This window comes from Kitasatospora sp. NPDC052868 (assembly GCF_044547105.1).
Taxonomy (GTDB): domain Bacteria; phylum Actinomycetota; class Actinomycetes; order Streptomycetales; family Streptomycetaceae; genus Kitasatospora.
This window is the reverse complement of the sequence record NZ_JBITZW010000023.1, coordinates 28,708-48,270: the sequence shown is the minus strand read 5'-3', so window position 1 is coordinate 48,270 and position 19,563 is coordinate 28,708. Positions and strand designations below refer to the sequence as shown.

The window sequence follows — 19,563 nt, the reverse complement described above, 5'->3', positions numbered from 1 at the left end:
TGGCCCGTAGCTGTCTACAGGCCGTACCCGGTTCGGCGGCAGCCCGGCCGCACCCGGCTCTAGAGCCGCTTCGCGCTGCGCAGTCCCTTGGCGTACAGACCGTTGTCGTCCAGCCGGGCGGTGCCGCCCTTGTCGCCGAAGGTCGGGCCGTCCGCCTCCTCGCGGCTGGAGATGTACCGGGGGTGGCCGTCGGTGTCCAGGCCCAGGTAGATGCCGGTGTGGTCCAGCCGGGTGCCGGTGCGGGCGTCGATCTCGAAGAAGACCAGGTCACCGGGTTGCAGCGGATCGATCGAGGCCGGCCGCAGGGTGGTGTCCGAGCCCGGGGCGGTGGTCAGCGGCAGCACCGGGACCCCGGGGGAGAGCCGGGCCAGTCCGTTGGCGGTGCGCGGCAGGCCGGGGCCGGCCGCGTCCTTGCTGAGCAGCGGGTAGCCGGAGCGGTAGCCGTAGACCATGCGGACGAAGCCGGAGCAGTCGAAGGCGCCGTAGCGGCTCCGGTCGGGCTGCTTGGTGACCTTGTCGGCGAAGGTGTACGCGGTGCCGAGGTAGTCGACGAAGTCGGTCTGCTCCAGGCGGAGGTCCTGGCCGAGCGCGCCGTCGGGGTTGAGCGGGCCGAAGGAGGCGTCGCCCCGGACCCGGACGCCCTTGGCGTCCTGGCCGGCCGGTGCGCCCGCGAGGTACTGCAGGGCGATCGCGAGCACGTCGTCCGCGGTGCTGCCGAGCGACTGCTGGAACCAGCCGCGGAACCAGGCCTCGTTCTCGGCGCCGGCCTTCCACGGCTGCGGCATCAGCCGCACCCAGCTGTCGTTGACCAGCGTGGCCGTGGTGGTGCCCGGCTCGGCGAAGGTGCGGCTCGGGCCGGCCAGGACGGCGGTGCGGGCGCCGTCGGTCAGGGTGGCCAGCACGCCGCCGCGGGCGTCGCGGACCACCGTGCGGTCCGGGCCGGCCAGCCGCTCGTAGCGGTAGCCCGCGGCGGCCCGGTCGACGGCCATCGACGGGGCGGCGGGGCCCGGGACGGTGGCGGCCGCGATCAGCGGGGCGGTGGAGCCCGTGACGGCCGGCTGGTCGCGGTCCCGCAGCCGGACGGTGAGATAGCCGCTGGTGGCCAGCAGGGCGACGGCGAGGCCGCCGCTGAGCAGGGACTTCCGGGTGACGGGCATGGGGGCTTCCTGCGGGCTCGGGTACGGGTGCGCGAAGGGGGCGGGGGCCGCGGGGCGATCAGGTGCCCGGCAGGGCCCCGAGCAGGACACCCGCGGTGAGCACCACGTAGTTGGCGAGGGTGACGGTGCTGGTGGCCATCAGGGTGGCCGCGCGGGGCTGGCGGACCAGCTGGTAGGCGATCAGGCCGGGCACGATGAAGCCGAGGGTCTGGTTGGCGTACAGGGTCGGCAGCTCGTGCTGGAGCACCAGCATCACGGTGGCCTGGAGCAGCACGCCGATCAGCACCACGGCCGCGAACAGCCGCTTGCCGTAGAGGATCACCAGCTTCTGGACGACCCGGGTGGCGAGGTAGGTCAGCACGGTGACGCCGACCACGATGGCCACCCGCTGGAGGTCCTCGACCAGGGTGAGGGCCAGCCAGCCGGGGGTGATCATGCCGCCGGGGGAGAGGTTGGTGGTCAGGTAGCAGACGAGTGAGAAGACCAGGCCGAGCGCGATGCCGATGGCGGCGATCTCGGGGGTGAGCTCGGTGGGGATCACTGCTGCTCTCCGTACGGGAAGGGGGCGTGCGGGCGGGCGGGGGCCGGGTCGAACCAGGAGCCGGGCAGCGGCTGGGGGACGTAGACGGGCTCGGGGGCGTACGCGGGCTGGGGGGTGTACGTGGGCTCGGCGTGGCCGGGGTGGTAGTGGCCGGGGTGGGCGTAGCCGGGCCACTCGTGCGGGGACTCGGAGTGCGGGGGCTCGGGGTACGGGGGGTCGGGGTACGGGGGGTCGGTGAAGACCTGGTCGGCTGCGGGGACCGGCTCCCCGTCCGGCTCCTCGTCCGGGGCCAGCCGGGCCAGCTCCTCCAGGAACAGTTCGCCCTGCCCGTGGATGTTGCCGATCGCGATCAGCGAGGAGTCCGGGCCGAGCCCGGCCAGCAGCTCGGCGGTCAGCGCGGCCGGGTCGCGCCGGTCGCCGCCGAGGTCGACCACGCGGCCCGCCCAGCCGGCCGGGATGCCGTCCCGGGCGCTCCTGGTCGGGTGGCCGATCAGGAAGACCGTGTCCGGGTCCAGCTCGGGCACGATCTGGCCCATCTGGCCGTTTCGCTCCACCCGGTCCGGCCGGCAGTTGACCACCACGTTGAGCGGGCGGTGGATCGCGCCGAGGCCCTCCAGCTGGCGGACGTTCATCAGGGTGGACTCGGGGTCGTTGGCGGCGAAGACGTTGGCGAAGCGCAGCCGCCCGCCGGCCGGGGTGCGGTAGCGCTCGACCGAGAGCACGCCCGGGTCCGGCGGCGCCTGCCACATGCCGCGCAGCGCCGTCTGCCGGTCCACGCCGAGGAGTGCCGCGACGGCCAGGGCGATGGCCACGTTCTCCTTGAAGGTGAACCAGCCGAAGCCGCGCAGCTCCTCGTCGCTGACCGACTCGGGGTCGACCACGATCAGCTCGCAGTCCCGCCTGGCCGCCTCCTCGCGCAGGATGTGCACCCGGTCCTGCTCGGCGGTCACGCAGACGCCGCCGACCGGCATCGAGCGGCAGAGCGAGCGGGCCACGTCGTCCAGGGTCGGGCCCATCTCGGCGAGGTGGTCCTCGCGGACGTTGCAGAGCACGCCGATGGTGGAGCGGATCAGCTTGGTCTGGTTGACCTCCTGCAGCGCCGGCATCACCGCCATGCACTCGATCACCAGGGCGTCCGGGCGGTAGGTGGCGGCCCGGCGGACGATGCCGATCTGCTCCACCACGTTGGCGATGCCGAACTTGCGGTAGACCGGCTCCTCGGTGGCGTCGGGGTGGATGAAGCGGGCCGCGGTACCGGTGGTCTTGGCGACGGTGACCAGGTCGCCGCCGCGCAGCGCGCCCGCGCAGAGCCGGGTGATCGAGCTCTTGCCCCGGATGCCGTTGACCAGGACCCGGGTGGGGATCTGCTCCAGGGCGGCGAAGTGCCGGCGCTGCTCGACGACGCCCGCGACCAGCAGGGCGGCGCAGCACACCAGCAGCACGACGTAGAGGAAGAGCACGGGGGTCCTTCGCGGTCTCAGTGGGGGGCGGTGGCAGTGGCGGTGGGCGCGCGGCGGGCGGCGCGTTCCAGGTCCTGGCGGATCAGCTCCAGGCTGCGGGCGACGGCGCCGACCTCGTCGTGGTGGACGGGGTAGAGCACGGTGCGGCGGTCCCCGGCGGCCAGCGCCTCGGCGCTCGCGGCCAGTCGGCGCAGCGGCAGGCCGACGGCGATGAACAGCCAGCCGAGGCAGAGCACGGCGGCGGCCAGGCCGAGCATGCCCGCCAGCACGGCGCGCCGGTCGGCCCGGTTCTGGTCCAGGTGCAGCCAGGACACCGGGTGGTCGGTGACCACCGACCAGCCCAGCCGGGCGACGGCGCCGTTGCCGCCGAGCGGCGCGGCCGCCAGCACGGCCGGGTCGCCGCCGGCGCGGACCACGTCGGCGGCGGGCTCCTTCCCGGCCTTGGCCAGGACGGCCGTGGCCCGGCCGTCGGGGAGTTCGCCGAAGGAGCTGTAGCCCTCGTTGGCGGCGAGGACGCGGTGCCGGTCGTCCAGCAGCCAGACCCGGCCGAGGCCGGGCCGGGTGAGCAGGGCGGGGAGGAAGTCCGTCCGGAGTTCGCCGACCACCACCGGCCCCGCGGCCTCCGGGGCGTCGCCCTCGGCCGGTTCGGCGGGGGCCGCGGTGAGGGCCGCACGGGCGGCGATCCGGGGCTCCTTGCCGGAGGTGTTGAGCAGCAGGACGCCGCTCGGGCCGAGCGCCGGCCGGCCGGTGCGGTGCGGCGGCTCGCCGGCCCGGGCGAGCACCTCGCCGTCGGCGCCGAGCACGTAGAGCGCGCGGTAGCGGTCGTGTTCGGCGAGGGTGGTGCGCAGCACGGTCTCGGCCTGGCCGACGGAGGCCTGGGCGAGGGCCGGCGCGATCGACCGCAGATCGGCGTAGCCCTCGTTGAGCGCCTGGCGGACCCGGTCGGCGGCGGTGTCGGTGCGGTCCCGCTGGGCGGCGACCACCTGGTTCGGGACGAGGACCTCGCCGTCGGTGCCGCCGAGGAACAGCAGCGGGCCCGACCAGCCGAGGACGACGACGGCGCTCAGCGCCAGCGGCAGCGCGGTGCCGGGGCGCCGGCGGCGCGGGGCGGGCACGGCGGGCGGCCGGGCCGGGTCGAGCAGTTGGCGGCGCAGCTCCTCCAGGGCGCGGGTGATCCGCCCGGCCTCGCCGCGCCGGGGCCCGGCGACCGGCTCGTCGAGGCGCTCGCCGCGGGTGAGCCGGCGGGACTCCAGGAACAGCCGCAGCAGCGGGCGCTGCAGGGTCCGGGTCAGCAGCCAGGCCAGCAGCAGGGCGACCGCCAGCAGGGCCCCGGCGGCGGCCAGCCCGAGCATGGGGTGGCGCAGGCTGCCCGTCCGGCCGTCGACGGTGCTGGTGGAGACGACGGTCAGGCCGAGCGGGGCGGCGAGGTCGCGGCCGTCGGGGGAGGCCACCGCCGCGTAGCCGGCCACCCGCCGGACGCCCTTGTCGTCCGGGCTGCCGGCCAGGCTCCCGGAGGCCGTCTCGCCGGGGGCCGGGCGCTGGTGGACGGCGTGCTCCCGGGCGGTGTCGACCAGTCGCCGGTCGGGATCGGCGGCCAGCTGGGCGCCGGCGGTGTCCAGGACGGCGCCGGCGGCGTCGAGCACCTGGACGGTCTGCTCCCTGCGGGTGGCGATGCCTGGCAGCCGCAGGTTGTCGGAGGCGACCAGCAGGGCCCGGCCGTCGGTCCTGGTGGAGACGAGGGCGAAGGTGAGCAGCCGGGTGCCGGCGGTGGAGGGCACCAGCAGCGGCGCGGGCGCGGTGTCGGTGACCTTGCCGAGGTCGAGGCCGGCCAGCGGGACGGTCTCGCCGCGGGCGGCCAGCAGCCGGCCGGTGTCGGGGCGGACGATCACCGTGCCGCGCCACTTCCGGTAGGCCTGGCCGAGCGTGCTCAGCACGGCGGCCGGGTCGGCCGGCGCGCCGTCGTAGTGGGCGGCGGCCCGGCGCAGGTCGGTGGCGCTCTCGTGGAGTCCGGCGCGCAGCGAGGCGGCGGTGTCCTCGGCGGCGTACTGGTGGGACTCGCGCAGGGCCTGCGGGGTGTCGTCGACCCGCAGGCCGCCGACGGCCAGGGCGGTGATCGCGGCGACGGCCAGCAGCAGGATCAGCAGCAGGACGATGGGCGGGCGGATGCCCCCGAGCAGCGGCATGTCGGCCCGGCGGCGATAGCGGTGCTGTCGCGGCGGGGTGGTTGCCGTGCTCACGGGGCCTCGTCATCGGATCGGGGGTGGGTGACGTGCCCACCCCCCGCGGGGCCCGCCGTGACCGGCGGTCAAGCCTTGGTCGAACGTGAGAAGCGTACGAAGCGGTTCACCGGAAACCGTCACGTTCCGGTCTCCTACCGATGACATTTCGATTCCATTGGGTTTGTATCGGGCGCACGGTAGGTTTTCGGGCCATGGAGATACGGGGTTCGCGGCGTGCGGTGGCGCTGCCGGCGGCGGTGCTGCTGGTGCTGGCGGCGCTGGCCGTCGTGCTGACGGTGGCGGCCCGCGGCTCCGCCGGGCCGCCCCGGGCGGCGGGCGGCTCGACCGGCGCCGCGGCGGGCACCCCGACGGGGCCGACCGGCCCGGTGCCGGTGGACCTGGCGGCCCGGGTGGACGGGTACACGGCGGGCTTCGGCCCCGCGACCGGGTACACCGTGCCGGACGCCGCCCAGCGGCGGGCCGTCGCGGACGGTGTGCTGCGGACGGTCGAGGGGCGGCCGCAGGAGGCGGGCCAGGCGCTGGCGCAGGCCGGCTACCGGCTGACCGAGTTCACCGAGGCGGGCAGCGGCCGCCGGGTCGCGGAGATCGCCGACGACCCGGCGGCGCAGGGGCGCGGCTGGGGCCGGGTCTACCTGGACCTCTCGGCCCCGGCCGGCTGGACGGTGCAGGTGCCGCACCCGGTCTCGGACAGCCGGACGGAGCAGCTCGGCGTCGAGCTGTTCCGGGCCGCGCCGGGCGGGGTGCTGGTACTCGCCGGGGCGCACCGCAAGGCGGGCGAGGGCGGCTCCTCGGACCCGGCGCACCGCGCCGACACGGTGTTCGCCGCCGTGGTCGAGGCGCTCACCGCGCGCGGGCTGCCCGGGATCCAGGTGCACGGCTTCGACGAGGGCAGCCTGCCGGGCCAGGACGCGGTGGTCTCCAGCGGGACGGGACCGGCCGGGGCGGCCGCCGAGCTGACCGCGGGCGGGCTCGGGCAGGCCGGGTTCGCGGTCTGCCGGGCCTGGCGGGAGAAGTGCGGGCAGCTGGAGGGCACCACCAACGTGGAGGGCCGGTTCGCGGCCGGCCTCGGGGTGCCGTGGCTGCACGTCGAGCTGGGCAACGGGCTGCGCACCGAGCCGGGCCGACGGGCCGCGGTGGCGGAGGTCCTGGCCGCCACCGCGCGCTCCTGGAGCAGGTCCTAGAAGCGGGTCAGCAGGGCCGGCGGCGCAGGTCCAGCACGTAGTCGTGGGGCGCGCCCGCGCTCTCCGCGGCGTCGGCGACCAGACCGAGGTAGCGGGCGGCGGGCAGCCCGCCCTCGTAGTCGTTGAGCACGTACGTCCACACCGGGATGTCGCCGTCCAGGGTGTGCGCGCGCAGCTTGATCTTGCGGTAGATGCCCAGCTGGACGCCCTCCCAGCGGTCCAGGCCCTCCTCGTCCATCGGCGCGACGTCGTAGAGCGAGACGAAGACCTGCTCCTTCTCGTCCTCGACCACGGTGGCCAGCGAGCCCTCCCAGCCCAGCTGCTCCCCGCCGAAGGTGAGCCGCCAGCCGTCCAGCCACCCGGTACCGCGCAGTGGGGAGTGCGGGGCTCGGCGGGTCATCTGCCGTGCATCGAGGTTGGTGGCATACGCGGCGTAAAGGGGCATGGGGTGCAGCCTAGACCGTCCGGCGGACGGCCCAGGGCTGCCGGGGGATCGCACCGGAGCCCCGACCCCGGCGTGGCGGCGCGCTCGGCGTACGGGACAATGGTGCGTGTGACTCGGATCGTGATCATCGGTGGCGGACCCGGCGGCTACGAGGCGGCGCTCGTCGCCGCCCAGCTCGGCGCGGAGGTGACCGTCGTCGACCGCGACGGTCTGGGTGGATCGGCGGTGCTCACGGACTGCGTGCCGTCGAAGACCCTGATCGCGACCGCGGAGGTGATGACCACCTTCGACAGCTCCTACGAGGAGCTCGGCATCATCGTCGCGGACGACACCCCTCCGCTGGAGCAGCAGGCCAGAGTGGTCGGCGTCGACTTGGGCAAGGTCAACCGACGGGTGAAGCGCCTGGCCATCGCGCAGTCCCACGACATCACCCAGTCGGTCACCCGGGCGGGCGTCACCGTGCTGCGCGGCCGGGGCCGGCTCGGCGCCGACGGCCAGGGCGCGGACGGCTCCCGCGAGGTGCTGGTGGACGCGCCCGACGGCACCGTCCACGCGCTGCGCGCCGACGCGGTGCTGATCGCCACCGGCGCGCACCCGCGCGAGCTGCCGGACGCCCAGCCGGACGGCGAGCGGATCCTGACCTGGACCCAGGTGTACGACCTGGAGGAGCTGCCGCGCGAGCTGATCGTGGTCGGCTCCGGCGTCACCGGCGCCGAGTTCGCCGGCGCCTACCAGGCGCTGGGCTCCAAGGTCACCCTGGTCTCGTCCCGCGACCGGGTGCTCCCGGGCGAGGACCCGGACGCCGCCGAGGTGCTGGAGGAGGTCTTCCGCCGCCGCGGCATGAACGTGATGAGCCGCAGCCGGGCGGAGGGCGCCAAGCGGGTCGGCGACCACGTCGAGGTGACCCTCTCCGACGGCACGGTGATCAAGGGCACGCACTGTCTGATGGCGGTCGGCTCGATCCCGAACACGGCCGGGATGGGCCTGGAGGACGCCGGGGTCAAGCTCAACGACTGGGGCCAGATCCAGGTCGACCGGGTGTCCCGCACCAGCGCCCCCGGCGTGTACGCGGCCGGCGACTGCACCGGCGTCTTCATGCTCGCCTCGGTGGCGGCCATGCAGGGCCGGATCGCGATGTACCACGCGCTCGGCGACGCGGTGCAGCCGCTCAACCTGAAGACCGTCGCCTCCAACGTCTTCACCGACCCGGAGATCGCCACCGTCGGCTACACGGCCGCCGACGTGAAGTGCGGCAAGATGGACGCGATCGAGATCAAGCTCCCGCTGCGCGGCAACCCGCGGGCCAAGATGCAGGGCATCAGGGACGGTTTCGTGAAGCTGTTCTGCCGCCCGGGCACCGGCATCGTGGTCGGCGGCGTGGTGGTCGCCCCGCGCGCCAGCGAGCTGATCCACCCGATCGCGCTCGCGGTGGACGCCAATCTGACGGTCGAACAGGTGGCCAGCGCGTTCACCGTCTACCCGTCCGTCTCCGGCTCGACCGCCGAGGCCGCCCGCCAGCTGCACATCCGTAAGCGGGCCGACGGCGAATCCTGAGCACCCGGCGCGAAGTTGAGGGCGGCCGCCGTTCGGTGGCCGCCCTTCGCGCAGGCGGGGGCATCACTCGGACGGCGGGCGCAGTCCCGGGTTGCTGACGGCGCGTATTGTACGGTCACGCGCCGCTCCCGGGTGAGCAATTCCCGCTACTAGCAGCAAACGCCTGAAAGCAGACGGTCACGCGGGTTACCGTCGGTTCTGTGTTTGCTGCAGAACGTCGCCAGTTGATCCTCGAAATGGTGCGCGCCAACGGAGCCGTCTCGCTCCGTGAACTGGCCCGCGTCGTCCAGACCTCCGAAGTGACCGTGCGTCGTGACGTACGGGCGCTGGAGGCAGAAGGGCTCCTCGACCGCCGGCACGGCGGTGCGGTGCTCCCCGGCGGCTTCAGCCGCGAACCCGGCTACCCGCAGAAGACCCACCTCTCCGCGGCCGAGAAGAGCGCCATCGCCGATCTCGCCGCGGGCCTGGTGGAGGAGGGGGATGCCGTGGTGGTCGGTGCCGGCACCACCACCCAGGAGCTGGCCCGCCGACTGGCCCGGGTGCCCGGGCTGACGGTGGTCACCAACTCGCTGCTGGTCGCCCAGGCGCTGGCGCACGCCAACCGGGTGGAGGTGGTGATGACCGGCGGCACCCTGCGGGGGTCCAACTACGCCCTGGTCGGCAGCGGTGCCGAGCAGTCGCTGCACGGGCTGCGGGTCTCCAAGGCGTTCATCTCCGGCAGTGGGCTGACCGCCGAACGCGGGCTGTCGACCACGAACATGCTCTCCGCGAGCGTGGACCGGGCTCTGGTGCAGTCGGCCGCCGAGGTCATCGTCCTCGCCGACCACACCAAGCTCGGCGCGGACACCATGTTCCAGACCGTCCCGACCGAGACCATCACCCGGCTGGTCACCGACGAGCAGGCCACCGCCGACGATGTGACGGCCCGCGAGCTGGACGCGCTCGCCGACTGCGGGGTGCAGATCGACCTGGCCCCGCTCGGCGCCCCGCCCGGGGACGCCCCGGTGCACGGCACCGGCAGCGGGCCCGTCCACCAGACCCAGCCCGGCCCGCTGGCGCGCCGGGCCGCCCCGCCCCCCGGCGGCGCCCCGCTGCCCGGCCAGCGCCGCCCCGGCACGCACGGCGGCCCGGGTATCCCGCTGCCGGTCCGGTTGGCGGCGGAGCTGGGCGTCCCGCGCGGGCGCTGAGCGGCGCCGGAAACGGAACCGGTCCGCACACCCGAAGGTGTACGGACCGGTCACGGAGCCCGGCCTCAGAGGTGGCCTCGGAGGCGGTCGGGCGGGGTCAGTCCTTGATCTCGCACAGCGCGGCGCCGCTGCTGACGCTGCCGCCGACCTCGGCCTTCAGGCCGACGATGGTGCCCGCCTTGTGCGCGTTCAGCGGCTGCTCCATCTTCATCGCCTCCAGGACGACGATCAGCTCGCCCTCCGCGACGACCTGGCCCTCCTCGACGGCGACCTTGACGATGGTGCCCTGCATCGGCGAGGCCAGCGTGTCACCGCCGACGGCCGAGCCGGCCTTCTTGGTGCCGACCCGGCGCTTGGCCTTGGCCGCACCGCCGGTGGACGCCGCCGGAGCGGAGGAGACGCCCAGCGAGGACGGCAGCGAGACCTCGATCCGCTTGCCGCCGACCTCGACCACGACGGTCTCCCGGCCCTCGGCCTCCTCGCCCTCGCCGGCCGCACCGGCGAACGCGGGGATGGTGTTCTCGAAGTCGGTCTCGATCCACCGGGTGTAGACCGTGAACGGCTCGTCGCTGCCGTGGACCTCGGGCGCGAACGCCGGGTCGGTGACGACCGCCTGGTGGAACGGGATGGCGGTGGCCATGCCCTCCACCTTGAACTCGGCCAGCGCGCGACGGGCCCGCTGCAGGGCCTGCTTGCGGGTGGTGCCGGTGACGATCAGCTTGGCCAGCAGGGAGTCCCAGGCCGGGCCGATGACCGAGCCGGTCTCCACGCCGGAGTCCAGCCGGACACCCGGGCCGGACGGCGGCGCGAACAGCGTGACGGTGCCGGGCGCGGGCAGGAAGCCGCGGCCCGGGTCCTCGCCGTTGATGCGGAACTCGAAGGAGTGGCCGCGCACCTCCGGGTCGCCGTAGCCCAGCTCCTCGCCGTCGGCGATCCGGAACATCTCGCGGACCAGGTCGAGGCCGGTGACCTCCTCGGTGACCGGGTGCTCGACCTGCAGCCGGGTGTTGACCTCCAGGAAGGAGATCGTGCCGTCGACGGCCACCAGGAACTCGCAGGTCCCGGCGCCGACGTAGCCGGCCTCCTTCAGGATGGCCTTGGACGCCCGGTACAGCTCGGCGTTCTGCTCGGGGGTGAGGAACGGCGCGGGCGCCTCCTCGACGAGCTTCTGGTGGCGGCGCTGCAGCGAGCAGTCACGGGTGGAGACGACCACCACGTTGCCGTGCTGGTCCGCCAGGCACTGGGTCTCGACGTGCCGCGGGTTGTCCAGGTAGCGCTCGACGAAGCACTCGCCGCGCCCGAAGGCGGCGACCGCCTCGCGCACCGCGGACTCGTACAGCTCCGGGATCTCCTCCAGCGTGCGGGCGACCTTCAGGCCGCGGCCGCCACCGCCGAAGGCCGCCTTGATGGCGACCGGCAGGCCGTGCTCCCGGGCGAAGACGACGACCTCGTCGGCACCCGTGACCGGGTCCGGCGTACCGGCCACCAGCGGGGCGCCGGCGCGCTGCGCCACGTGCCGGGCGGTGACCTTGTCACCGAGGTCGCGGATGGCCTGCGGCGGCGGGCCGATCCAGGTCAGGCCCGCGTCGAGGACGGCCTGGGCGAACTCGGCGTTCTCCGACAGGAAGCCGTAGCCGGGGTGGACGGCGTCGGCACCCGAGTCGGCGGCGGCCTTCAGCACCTTGGCGATGTCCAGGTAACTGGTGCCGGGGGTGTCGCCGCCCAGCGCGTAAGCCTCGTCGGCCGCGCGGACGTGCAGCGCATCCCGGTCCGGCTCGGCATAGACGGCGACGCTGGCGATACCGGCGTCCGAGCAGGCCCGGGCGACGCGGACGGCGATTTCTCCGCGGTTGGCGATGAGCACCTTGCGCACTGTGGCTCCCTTCTTGAACCTCGTCGAGTCTAGGGATTACGGGGTGGTACCGGCGAGTAGCCCCAGTTGGTGAGCTATCCCACACGGTGGATGACACGAAAACACGATCACTCGGGTGCGGAGCGGGACGCCCCACAGGTAGGGACGCTACGCGCCCCTCGTCGAAGCCCGCTTGAGCCGCCCGGACGGCGTGGTGGCCTTCGCCACACGCCGGGCGCCGGAAGGGCTCATGCGGCGGCCTCCGCGGGTCGCACGCTCGCCTTGGCGGTGACGTCCGACGCGAGTTCGACCACGTCGGGCCCGTACGCGCCGGGGTTGACGACACGAAGCATCAGCGCGAAGGTCCGGTCGACGCCGTACCGGCGGGCCAGCCTCCGGTGGTTGGCGACCAGGTACCGCACGGCGGCGTGGTTGGAGATCGCGCTCTGACCGGAGATCAGGAACACCGGCCGGCCGCCGGGTTCCGCGTGCAGCCTGGCCAGCAGGACGAACGCCTGGCCGCTCCGCGCGCCGTCCCCGTACACGTACCGGAACGTCTCGTCGCCCACCGATATCGCGGCGTCGTCGGGGTCGAAGTCCTCGACGACGCGATCCGGGGTGAAGGACACCCCGGGCAGCCAGGAGGCCAGATGGGCCGCCGTCCGGTCGTTGCTGACCGGGCCGCCGAGGCAGAACTCCGCCTTGTGGCCCAGCCCCTGGAGCACCCTGTCGTGGGCGACCAACTCGGCCCGCCCGCGGCACTCCCGGACCAGCCCGGAAAGCTCCATCAGCGCGTAGACGTCGTTGCGCTGCACGCTGCTCGGATGGCTGGACGAGGCGTGCCGGTTGACGACCAGCAGGCAGTCGCCGCCGTCGGGCAGGCCGAAGAACGCCTGCAGCCGACCGAGCCGTCGGCGGCGGCGCAGCGTCTGGGCGAGCCAGCCCAGCCCGGCGGCGATGGCGCTCGCGACCAGGCCGAGCAGCACGTTGAGCACGCTGTCGGTCATCGACGTCCCCCCTCCCTGATCGGCGGCGCGGCCAGCCTATGGCGTCGCGCGGCCGTACGGGCTGGACCGGAGAGACAGATGTGGGGCCGAGGATCTGTGGGATCCCTCAGGGTGCGGGCCGCCGGGGTGTGACACGGGCCGGTCAGGTCCAGAGGTCGGTGATGCGCACGCCCAGATCGGCGAGGAGCGAGCGCAGCAGCGGCAGGGAGAGGCCGATGACGTTGCCCGGGTCGCCGTCGACGCCCTCGACGAAGGGCGCCGAGCGGCCGTCCAGGGTGAACGCGCCGGCCACGTGCAGCGGCTCGCCGGTGGCGATGTAGGCGGCGATCTCGGCGTCGTCGGGGGTGCCGAAGCGGACCGTGGTGGACGCGGTGGCGGAGGCCTGCGCGCCGGTGGTGGTGTCGATCACGCAGTGGCCGGTGCGCAGCACGCCGGAGCGCCCGCGCATCGACCGCCAGCGGGCCAGCGCCTCGACGGCGTCGGCGGGCTTGCCGAGCGCGAGCCCGTCCAGCTCCAGGACGGAGTCGCAGCCGATCACCAGCTCGCCGCCGGTCAGGTCGGCGGCGACCGCCTTGGCCTTGGCCTCGGCCAGCACCAGGGCCAGCTCGGCGGGGGTGGCGGCGCTGAGCGCGTCCTCGTCGACGCCGCTGACCACCACGCGCGGGTCGAGGCCCGCCTGGCGCAGCAGCCCGAGGCGGGCGGGGGAGGCGGAAGCGAGGACGAGGGCGCGCTGGTCGGTCATGCCCACCAGGGTAGGGGGTGGCGCGGGGCGGCCGTCAGAGCATCAGCAGGACGGCGATCACCAGGGCGAGGACGGCGAGGACGCGCCCGGCGCGGTGCAGCTTCTGCTGCATCCGGCGGGCCTCGGGGGAGGGCTCGTCGCGGGGGTCTGACCAGAGCACCGTTCCAGGGTGCGCCGCGGACCGGGCGGACGCCTGAGTATCCGTACTCAGCTTTCGGGCAATCCGGGCCATCCCGGCCACCGGCCGGCGCGGGGGTGCGCCGGGGCGGGGCGCCGGACCGGCCGACGCCCTGCCCCGGCGCGGCCGGTCAGCCCGCCCAGCCGGAGGTGCGCCAGACGTTGGCGCCCGGGCGGGGCGCGGGGCGCATCCGGCGGGCGCGGTCGTTCCAGGGGGAGTCCGGGCCGGCGCCCGCGCGGCGGGCCGCCTCGGCGGCGGCCTGCGCGGCGGCGGCCCGGGACTGGACCACCGCCAGAACGGTGGCCAGCTCCTCGGGGGTCGGCTGCCCGTGCAGCACGTGGATCGGGGCCATGCTCAATCCTCTCGCGACGGCCGCTGTCTGAAAAGCGCTACTGCCTACAGGGGGATGTTGCCGTGCTTCTTCGGCGGCAGCACCTCGCGCTTGCCGCGCAGCGCCCGCAGGCCGCGCACGATGTGCCGACGGGTCTCGCTGGGCGCGATGACGGCGTCGACGTACCCGCGCTCGGCGGCCAGGTACGGGTTGAGCAGGGTGTCCTCGTACTCGGCGACCAGCTCGGCCCGGCGGGCGTCGACGTCCTCGCCGGCCGCGGCGGCCTCCGCCAGCTCGCGGCGGTAGACGATGTTGGCCGCGCCCTGCGCGCCCATCACGGCGATCTGCGCGGTCGGCCAGGCCAGGTTGAGGTCGGCGCCCAGGTGCTTGGAGCCCATCACGTCGTACGCGCCGCCGAAGGCCTTGCGGGTGATCACGGTGATCAGCGGGACGGTGGCCTCGGCGTAGGCGTAGATCAGCTTGGCGCCGCGGCGGATGATGCCGTCCCACTCCTGCTCGGTTCCGGGCAGGAAGCCGGGCACGTCGACGAAGGTCAGCACCGGGATGTTGAAGGAGTCGCAGGTCCGGATGAACCGGGCGGCCTTCTCGCTGGCGGCGATGTCCAGGCAGCCGGCCAGGTCCATCGGCTGGTTGCCGACGATGCCGACCGGGTGGCCCTCGACCCGGCCGAAGCCGGTGATGATGTTGCCCGCGTACAGCGGCTGGGTCTCCAGGAACTCGCCGTCGTCCAGGACGTGCTCGATCACCTTGTGCATGTCGTACGGCTGGTTCGCCGAGTCGGGCACCAGGGTGTCGAGTTCGAGGTCCTCGTCGGTGACGGTGAGGTCCGCCTCCTCGGGGAAGGACGGCGGGTCGGACAGGTTGTTGGAGGGCAGGTACGAGAGCAGGCTCTTGACGTACTCGACCGCCTCCTTCTCGTCCGTGGCCAGGTAGTGCGCGTTGCCGGACTTGGTGTTGTGGGTCCGGGCGCCGCCCAGCTCCTCCATGCCGACGTCCTCGCCGGTGACGGTCTTGATCACGTCGGGGCCGGTGATGAACATGTGCGAGGTCTGGTCGGCCATCACCACGAAGTCGGTGATCGCGGGGGAGTACACCGCGCCGCCGGCGCAGGGGCCCATGATCAGCGAGATCTGCGGGATCACCCCGGAGGCGTGGACGTTGCGGCGGAAGATCTCGCCGTAGAGGCCGAGCGAGACCACGCCCTCCTGGATGCGGGCGCCGCCGGAGTCGTTGATGCCGACGACCGGGCAGCCGGTCTTCAGCGCGAAGTCCATCACCTTGACGATCTTCTCGCCGAAGACCTCGCCGAGGGAGCCGCCGAAGACGGTGAAGTCCTGGGCGAAGACGGCCACCTGGCGGCCGTCGACGGTGCCGTAGCCGGTCACCACGCCGTCGCCGTACGGGCGGTTCTTCTCCTGGCCGAAGTTGATCGAGCGGTGGCGGGCGAACTCGTCGAACTCCACGAAGGAGTCCTCGTCCAGCAGCTCGACGACGCGCTCGCGGGCCGTCAGCTTGCCCTTGGCGTGCTGCTTCTCCACCGCCTTGGCGGAGCCGGAGTGGACCGCCTCGTCGATCCTGCGCCGCAGGTCGGCGAGCTTTCCGGCGGTGGTGTGGGGGTCGTACGACGCCTCGGTCATCCGGGGGCTCTCCCTGATCCATGGGCCGCGACCTGGGGGTGGCGCACGGGCCGGGAGGGGACCGGGCGCGTGAGGGCAGGGCGGCGCAACGAACTACCGCCAAGTAGCGTAGCCAGCGCGCGGGGCTTCCTGTTATGGCCAGCGACACAGTGTGTTAACGCGCGTTCTGCGGGACGATGGGGCGGCGTAGGCCGTGTCCTGGTGCATTTCGGACGGGCCGGCGGGCTTCGGGGCTTCGTTCGGGCGATTCCCGCCGGGCGCGGACGGCCTGACACACCCTAGGGTTTCCCGCATGAGCGACTCGAACGATCCGGTGCGTGAGCCCGCCACCCCCCGCCGCAGTGGACTGCGCGGCTTCGGCCAGGACGGGCCGTCGCCGTGGACCGACCTGGACCGGCCGCCGCTGGACACCGAGGCGCTGCGCCGCGACCTGGTGCTGCCGGGCGGGCTGTGGACCGCACTGGACGTCGTCGCCGAGACCGGCTCGACCAACAGCGACCTCGCCGCGCGGGCCCGGCAGGGCGCGTCGCAGGGCGCGGTACTCGTCGCCGAGTCGCAGAGCGCCGGGCGCGGGCGGCTGGAGCGGCAGTGGACGGCGCCGCCACGGTCGGGGCTCTTCCTCTCCATCCTGCTTCGCCCGGACGAGGTACCCGTCGAGCGGTACGGCTGGTTGCCGATCCTGGTCGGCGTGGCGGCGGCCAGCACGCTGAGCCGGGTCGCCGGGGTGGAGGTCGACCTGAAGTGGCCCAACGACCTCCAGGTCGGGATCGACGGCGCGGAGCGCAAGCTCGGCGGCATCCTGACCGAGCTGAGCGGCGGTGCGGTGGTGGCCGGCCTCGGGATCAACGTCTCGCTGCGGGAGGCCGAGCTGCCCGTCCCCGCCGCCGCCTCGCTGGCGCTGGCCGGCGCCGCCGTCACCGACCGGACCATCCTGCTGCGCGCCCTGCTGCGCGAGTTCGCCGTGCTGTACGCGGAGTGGACGGCGGCCTCCGGCGACCCGCACGCCAGCGGCCTGCTGCCCGCGTACGCGGACCGCTGCAGCACGCTCGGGCGGCCGGTTAAGGTCCTGCTGCCGGGCGACCGCGAGCTGCTCGGCGAGGCGGTGGCGATCGACGGCGACGGCCGGCTGGTGGTCCGCACGTCCGACGGGAGCCGCACGGCGGTGGGCGCCGGAGACGTCGTCCACGTCCGGCCCGAGCCGCGCTGAACGGCACTCTTCACCTCCCCTTGACTCTGGCGGATGCCCCGGATCGCGGGATTCCGTGCGAATATTCCACCTGGCAGCGGTGTGAGGCGCGCCACTGCCCGCCGGGTGGCGGGCGCGCCCGGACAGGCAGGACACGAGGCAAGTGCGGCGACCGCACGGGGACGGACCGGTGGCAGAGGACGGCAGCAGCGGCGGCACGGCGGACTCCGAGGACCCGACGGTCGCGCTCGACCTGGAACGCCTGATCCTGGACGCGCCGCGCCGCTACACCCCGTACCAGGCCGCGCGCGCGGCCGATGTGCCGATGGAGCTGGCCACCCGCTTCTGGCGGGCGATGGGCTTCCCCGACATCGGGCAGTCCCGGGCGCTGACCGACGGCGACGTGATCGCGCTGCGCCGCCTCGCCGGACTGGTGGAGTCGGGCCTGCTCAGCGAGCCGATGGCGATCCAGGTGGCGCGGTCCACCGGGCAGACCACCGCCCGGCTGGCCGGCTGGCAGATGGACACCTTCCTGGAGAACCTCACCCAGGCCGTCGAGCCGGGCCTGACCCGCGCCGACGTCGCGTACCCGCTGGTCGAGCTGCTGCTGCCGGAGCTGGAGCAGTTCCTGGTGTACGTCTGGCGCCGGCAGCTGGCGGCCGTCACCGGCCGGGTGGTGCAGGCCGCCGAGGACACCGAGATCACCAGCGGCCGCCTCGCGGTGGGCTTCGCCGACCTGGTCGGCTTCACCCGGCTGTCGCGCCGGCTGGAGGAGGAGGAGCTCGGCGAGCTGGTCGAGACCTTCGAGAACACCTGCTCCGACCTGATCGCCGGCCTCGGCGGCCGGGTCGTCAAGACCCTCGGCGACGAGATCCTCTACGTCTCGGAGGACCCGGTGACGGCCGCCGAGATCGCGCTCGGCCTGATCGAGGCGCTGGCGGAGGACGACACCATCCCCGCGCTGCGGGTCGGCATGGCCTTCGGCACCGTCACCTCGCGGATGGGCGACGTCTTCGGCACCACCGTCAACCTGGCCAGCCGGCTCACCTCGATCGCCCCGAAGGACGCGGTGCTGATCGACGGCGAGTTCGCGGCCGCGCTGGAGCAGAACGGCAGCGCGGCACCCGCGGACGCGGACGGGGCGGGCCTCGCCGAGGCGCTGTCGGCCGCCGCAGGCCTGCACTCCGCCGGCCTGTCGGCGATGGGCCCGGAGGCCGGGCACCGCTTCCACCTCCAGCCGATGTGGCGCCGCCCGGTGCGCGGGCTCGGACTGGTGGAGCCGTGGCTGCTGTCGCGGCGGCCGCGCACCGGCTGACCTCCTGAGCCGTGCGGTCCCCCGGGTGGCCCCCGTGTGCACGGCCGTCTCCGCGCGGCGGGCGGTTGCCGGGCCCCGACGGGGGTACGCGGACCGGGTGACGTAGGCGCAACGAATGAAACCCGGACGGCCGGGGCGGATCGATCCGGGCAAACGCGGCAGAAGCGGTGCAAACCGCCATAGTCTTGGTGCAAGCGGCCGGATGGGTGCGGTTCCCGGCGCGGTGCGCCATGGGAGCCGAGCATGACCGGGCACAGGGAACGAGGCGAGCCGGTGAGCAGCGAGACGATCATGGCGGACCGCGGCTGCGACTGCGATGGTGCGCAGCGGCCGCCCGCCGCCCCGGACCCGCGGCTGACGTCCGTGGTCGAGCTCGCCCAGGACATGGCGGGGGCGCTCACCCCGCTGGAGGCGGTCCGCGCGGCCGCCGTCCGCGCCACCGCGGCGCTCGGCGCCACCATGGCGGCGGTCTCGGTCTGGGACCGCGAGTCCGGGCGGCTGCGGGTGCTGGTCAACCACGGGGAGCTGGCGCCGGGGGAGGAGGAGCTGCCGGAGGACGAGTCCTACCCGGTGGCCGACTTCCCCGAGATCGTCACCTATCTGGAGGAGCGCTGGACCACCGGCCGGTTGCCGCGCGCCTGGCTGCAGAGCGCCGAGAACTCCAGCCCGCACCCCGGGCACGCGCACCCGACCGCGGGCGCGTACTGCCAGGAGCGCGCCGCGGCGCTGCGTCGGCGGGGGCGGGCCTGCTGCGTGGTCGCGCCGATCGTGCTGCACGGACAGGCCTGGGGCGAGCTCTACCTGGCCCGCACCACCGGGATGGCGGAGTTCACCGAGGCGGACGCCGACTACGCCACCCTGCTGGCCGCCCAGATCTCGGCCGGCCTGGCCCAGACCGAGCGCCTGGCCGACCTGCGCAAGCTCGCCTTCTCCGACCCGCTGACCGGCCTGGCCAACCGGCGCGCCGTGGACGCCCGGCTGGAGAGCGCGCTGGAGGCGCACAACCGGGACAACACCGTGGTCTCGCTGGTGGTCTGCGACGTCAACGGGCTGAAGCGGGTGAACGACCAGCTCGGCCACGAGATGGGCGACCGGCTGCTGGAGCGCTTCGCCCACCAGCTGTCGCTGGCCGCCGCCAAGCTGCCCGGCAGCCTCGCCGCCCGGCTCGGCGGCGACGAGTTCTGCCTGCTGGTGGAGGGGCAGAAGGCGGACGAGGTGGTCGCCGCGGCCGAGGAGCTGTGTGCGCGGGCGCTCGCGCTGGCCGAGGGCGAGGGGGTGGCCTGCGGGGTCGCCTCCACCGGGGACTCGATCGGGCCGGTCACCACGCCCGACCGGCTGTTCCGGCTCGCCGACGCCGCCCAGTACCGGGCGAAGGCCGCCCGCGCGGCCCACCCGGTGGTGGCCGGGCGCAGCCACGGGCCGGGCTTCTCGCCGGATCCGACGGTGCTGCTCGCGGACGCCGCCGACCCGCACCACCGGGCCGACGGGCGCGGGCGGGCCTCCGGCCGGGCGGGCTCCGGCGACCGGCG

At 74.4% G+C, this 19,563-nt stretch carries 16 protein-coding genes and 1 pseudogene; 6 read left to right on the top strand and 11 right to left on the bottom strand.

What is annotated here, in order from left to right:
• Positions 1-59: 59 nt before the first annotated feature.
• Genes ACIGZJ_RS29335 through ACIGZJ_RS29320 form a run of 4 tightly spaced genes read right to left on the bottom strand, consistent with a single transcriptional unit; the run spans position 60 to position 5,395 of the window.
• Positions 60-1,157 carry an NlpC/P60 family protein gene (locus ACIGZJ_RS29335; protein ID WP_396460074.1) on the bottom strand — a complete coding sequence of 366 codons (1,098 nt, stop codon included), beginning with the start codon at positions 1,155-1,157 and terminating at the stop codon, positions 60-62.
• Positions 1,158-1,215: 58 nt separating this feature from the next.
• Positions 1,216-1,698 carry a poly-gamma-glutamate biosynthesis protein PgsC/CapC gene (locus tag ACIGZJ_RS29330; RefSeq protein WP_392939696.1) on the bottom strand — a complete coding sequence of 161 codons (483 nt, stop codon included), beginning with the start codon at positions 1,696-1,698 and terminating at the stop codon, positions 1,216-1,218.
• Complete coding sequence (gene pgsB / locus ACIGZJ_RS29325; RefSeq protein ID WP_396460073.1) at positions 1,695-3,158, bottom strand: poly-gamma-glutamate synthase PgsB; 1,464 nt, start codon at positions 3,156-3,158, stop codon at positions 1,695-1,697. Before pgsB ends, ACIGZJ_RS29330 begins: the two co-directional genes overlap by 4 nt.
• 17 nt (positions 3,159-3,175) lie before the next feature.
• Positions 3,176-5,395, bottom strand: coding sequence for a HAMP domain-containing protein (locus ACIGZJ_RS29320; RefSeq protein ID WP_396460072.1), 2,220 nt, complete (start codon positions 5,393-5,395; stop codon positions 3,176-3,178).
• 194 nt (positions 5,396-5,589) lie between these two features.
• Between ACIGZJ_RS29320 and ACIGZJ_RS29315 the strand changes: the two genes are divergently transcribed.
• Entirely contained in the window at positions 5,590-6,579 is a 990-nt protein-coding gene (locus ACIGZJ_RS29315; RefSeq protein WP_396460071.1) for a hypothetical protein, read from the top strand.
• A 7-nt stretch (positions 6,580-6,586) separates the two neighbouring features.
• Here ACIGZJ_RS29315 and ACIGZJ_RS29310 read toward each other — a convergent pair whose 3' ends face one another.
• Positions 6,587-7,024 carry a gamma-glutamylcyclotransferase gene (locus ACIGZJ_RS29310; protein ID WP_329487974.1) on the bottom strand — a complete coding sequence of 146 codons (438 nt, stop codon included), beginning with the start codon at positions 7,022-7,024 and terminating at the stop codon, positions 6,587-6,589.
• Positions 7,025-7,123: 99 nt separating this feature from the next.
• On the opposite strand from ACIGZJ_RS29310, the gene ACIGZJ_RS29305 reads away from it, so the two are divergent.
• The gene (locus ACIGZJ_RS29305; protein WP_392939689.1) at positions 7,124-8,578 is read left to right on the top strand and encodes an NAD(P)H-quinone dehydrogenase; all 1,455 of its coding nucleotides are present in this window, start codon (positions 7,124-7,126) and stop codon (positions 8,576-8,578) included.
• A gap of 236 nt (positions 8,579-8,814) precedes the next feature.
• Entirely contained in the window at positions 8,815-9,765 is a 951-nt protein-coding gene (locus tag ACIGZJ_RS29300) for a DeoR/GlpR family DNA-binding transcription regulator (RefSeq protein ID WP_396460130.1), read from the top strand.
• Positions 9,766-9,862: 97 nt separating this feature from the next.
• On the opposite strand, the gene ACIGZJ_RS29295 is transcribed toward ACIGZJ_RS29300, so the two are convergent.
• The 6 genes from ACIGZJ_RS29295 to ACIGZJ_RS29270 all read right to left on the bottom strand — a co-directional run bounded on the left by ACIGZJ_RS29295 (position 9,863) and on the right by ACIGZJ_RS29270 (position 15,533).
• On the bottom strand, positions 9,863-11,638 hold the full coding sequence (locus tag ACIGZJ_RS29295; RefSeq protein ID WP_396460070.1) for an acetyl/propionyl/methylcrotonyl-CoA carboxylase subunit alpha: 1,776 nt from the start codon (positions 11,636-11,638) through the stop codon (positions 9,863-9,865).
• Between the two features lie 227 nt (positions 11,639-11,865).
• The gene (locus ACIGZJ_RS29290) at positions 11,866-12,624 is read right to left on the bottom strand and encodes a hypothetical protein (protein WP_396460069.1); all 759 of its coding nucleotides are present in this window, start codon (positions 12,622-12,624) and stop codon (positions 11,866-11,868) included.
• A 142-nt stretch (positions 12,625-12,766) separates the two neighbouring features.
• Positions 12,767-13,366: a nucleoside triphosphate pyrophosphatase gene (locus ACIGZJ_RS29285; protein WP_396460068.1), complete on the bottom strand. Its 600-nt coding sequence runs from the start codon at positions 13,364-13,366 to the stop codon at positions 12,767-12,769.
• 34 nt (positions 13,367-13,400) lie between these two features.
• Positions 13,401-13,526 (bottom strand): morphogenic membrane protein MmpB, encoded by a 126-nt coding sequence (gene mmpB / locus ACIGZJ_RS29280; RefSeq protein WP_387948499.1) that lies wholly within the window; start codon positions 13,524-13,526, stop codon positions 13,401-13,403.
• Positions 13,527-13,674: 148 nt separating this feature from the next.
• Complete coding sequence (locus ACIGZJ_RS29275) at positions 13,675-13,896, bottom strand: acyl-CoA carboxylase epsilon subunit (protein ID WP_392939682.1); 222 nt, start codon at positions 13,894-13,896, stop codon at positions 13,675-13,677.
• A 44-nt stretch (positions 13,897-13,940) separates the two neighbouring features.
• Positions 13,941-15,533: an acyl-CoA carboxylase subunit beta gene (locus ACIGZJ_RS29270; RefSeq protein WP_396460067.1), complete on the bottom strand. Its 1,593-nt coding sequence runs from the start codon at positions 15,531-15,533 to the stop codon at positions 13,941-13,943.
• Positions 15,534-15,825: 292 nt separating this feature from the next.
• Here ACIGZJ_RS29270 and ACIGZJ_RS29265 point away from each other — a divergent pair, with 292 nt between their 5' ends.
• The 3 genes and pseudogenes from ACIGZJ_RS29265 to ACIGZJ_RS29255 all read left to right on the top strand — a co-directional run.
• The gene (locus tag ACIGZJ_RS29265; RefSeq protein ID WP_396460066.1) at positions 15,826-16,740 is read left to right on the top strand and encodes a biotin--[acetyl-CoA-carboxylase] ligase; all 915 of its coding nucleotides are present in this window, start codon (positions 15,826-15,828) and stop codon (positions 16,738-16,740) included.
• 169 nt (positions 16,741-16,909) lie between these two features.
• A complete protein-coding gene (locus ACIGZJ_RS29260) occupies positions 16,910-18,034 on the top strand; it encodes an adenylate/guanylate cyclase domain-containing protein (RefSeq protein WP_396460065.1) in 1,125 nt (374 codons plus the stop codon).
• Between the two features lie 384 nt (positions 18,035-18,418).
• Positions 18,419-19,555, top strand: a pseudogene (locus ACIGZJ_RS29255) (diguanylate cyclase domain-containing protein); the annotation flags it as partial.
• Between the last annotated feature and the right edge of the window lie 8 nt (positions 19,556-19,563).

Excerpts from the sequence above, each read along its gene's own strand:
- ACIGZJ_RS29285 (WP_396460068.1), bottom strand. The coding sequence starts at position 13,366 with ATGACCGACCAGCGCGCCCTCGTCCTCGCTTCCGCCTCCCCCGCCCGC.
- ACIGZJ_RS29315 (WP_396460071.1), top strand. The coding sequence starts at position 5,590 with ATGGAGATACGGGGTTCGCGGCGTGCGGTGGCGCTGCCGGCGGCGGTG.
- ACIGZJ_RS29335 (WP_396460074.1), bottom strand. The coding sequence starts at position 1,157 with ATGCCCGTCACCCGGAAGTCCCTGCTCAGCGGCGGCCTCGCCGTCGCC.
- ACIGZJ_RS29300 (WP_396460130.1), top strand. The coding sequence starts at position 8,815 with ATGGTGCGCGCCAACGGAGCCGTCTCGCTCCGTGAACTGGCCCGCGTC.
- ACIGZJ_RS29275 (WP_392939682.1), bottom strand. The coding sequence starts at position 13,896 with ATGGCCCCGATCCACGTGCTGCACGGGCAGCCGACCCCCGAGGAGCTG.
- ACIGZJ_RS29265 (WP_396460066.1), top strand. The coding sequence starts at position 15,826 with ATGAGCGACTCGAACGATCCGGTGCGTGAGCCCGCCACCCCCCGCCGC.
- ACIGZJ_RS29310 (WP_329487974.1), bottom strand. The coding sequence starts at position 7,024 with ATGCCCCTTTACGCCGCGTATGCCACCAACCTCGATGCACGGCAGATG.
- ACIGZJ_RS29270 (WP_396460067.1), bottom strand. The coding sequence starts at position 15,533 with ATGACCGAGGCGTCGTACGACCCCCACACCACCGCCGGAAAGCTCGCC.
- ACIGZJ_RS29290 (WP_396460069.1), bottom strand. The coding sequence starts at position 12,624 with ATGACCGACAGCGTGCTCAACGTGCTGCTCGGCCTGGTCGCGAGCGCC.
- ACIGZJ_RS29305 (WP_392939689.1), top strand. The coding sequence starts at position 7,124 with ATGGTGCGTGTGACTCGGATCGTGATCATCGGTGGCGGACCCGGCGGC.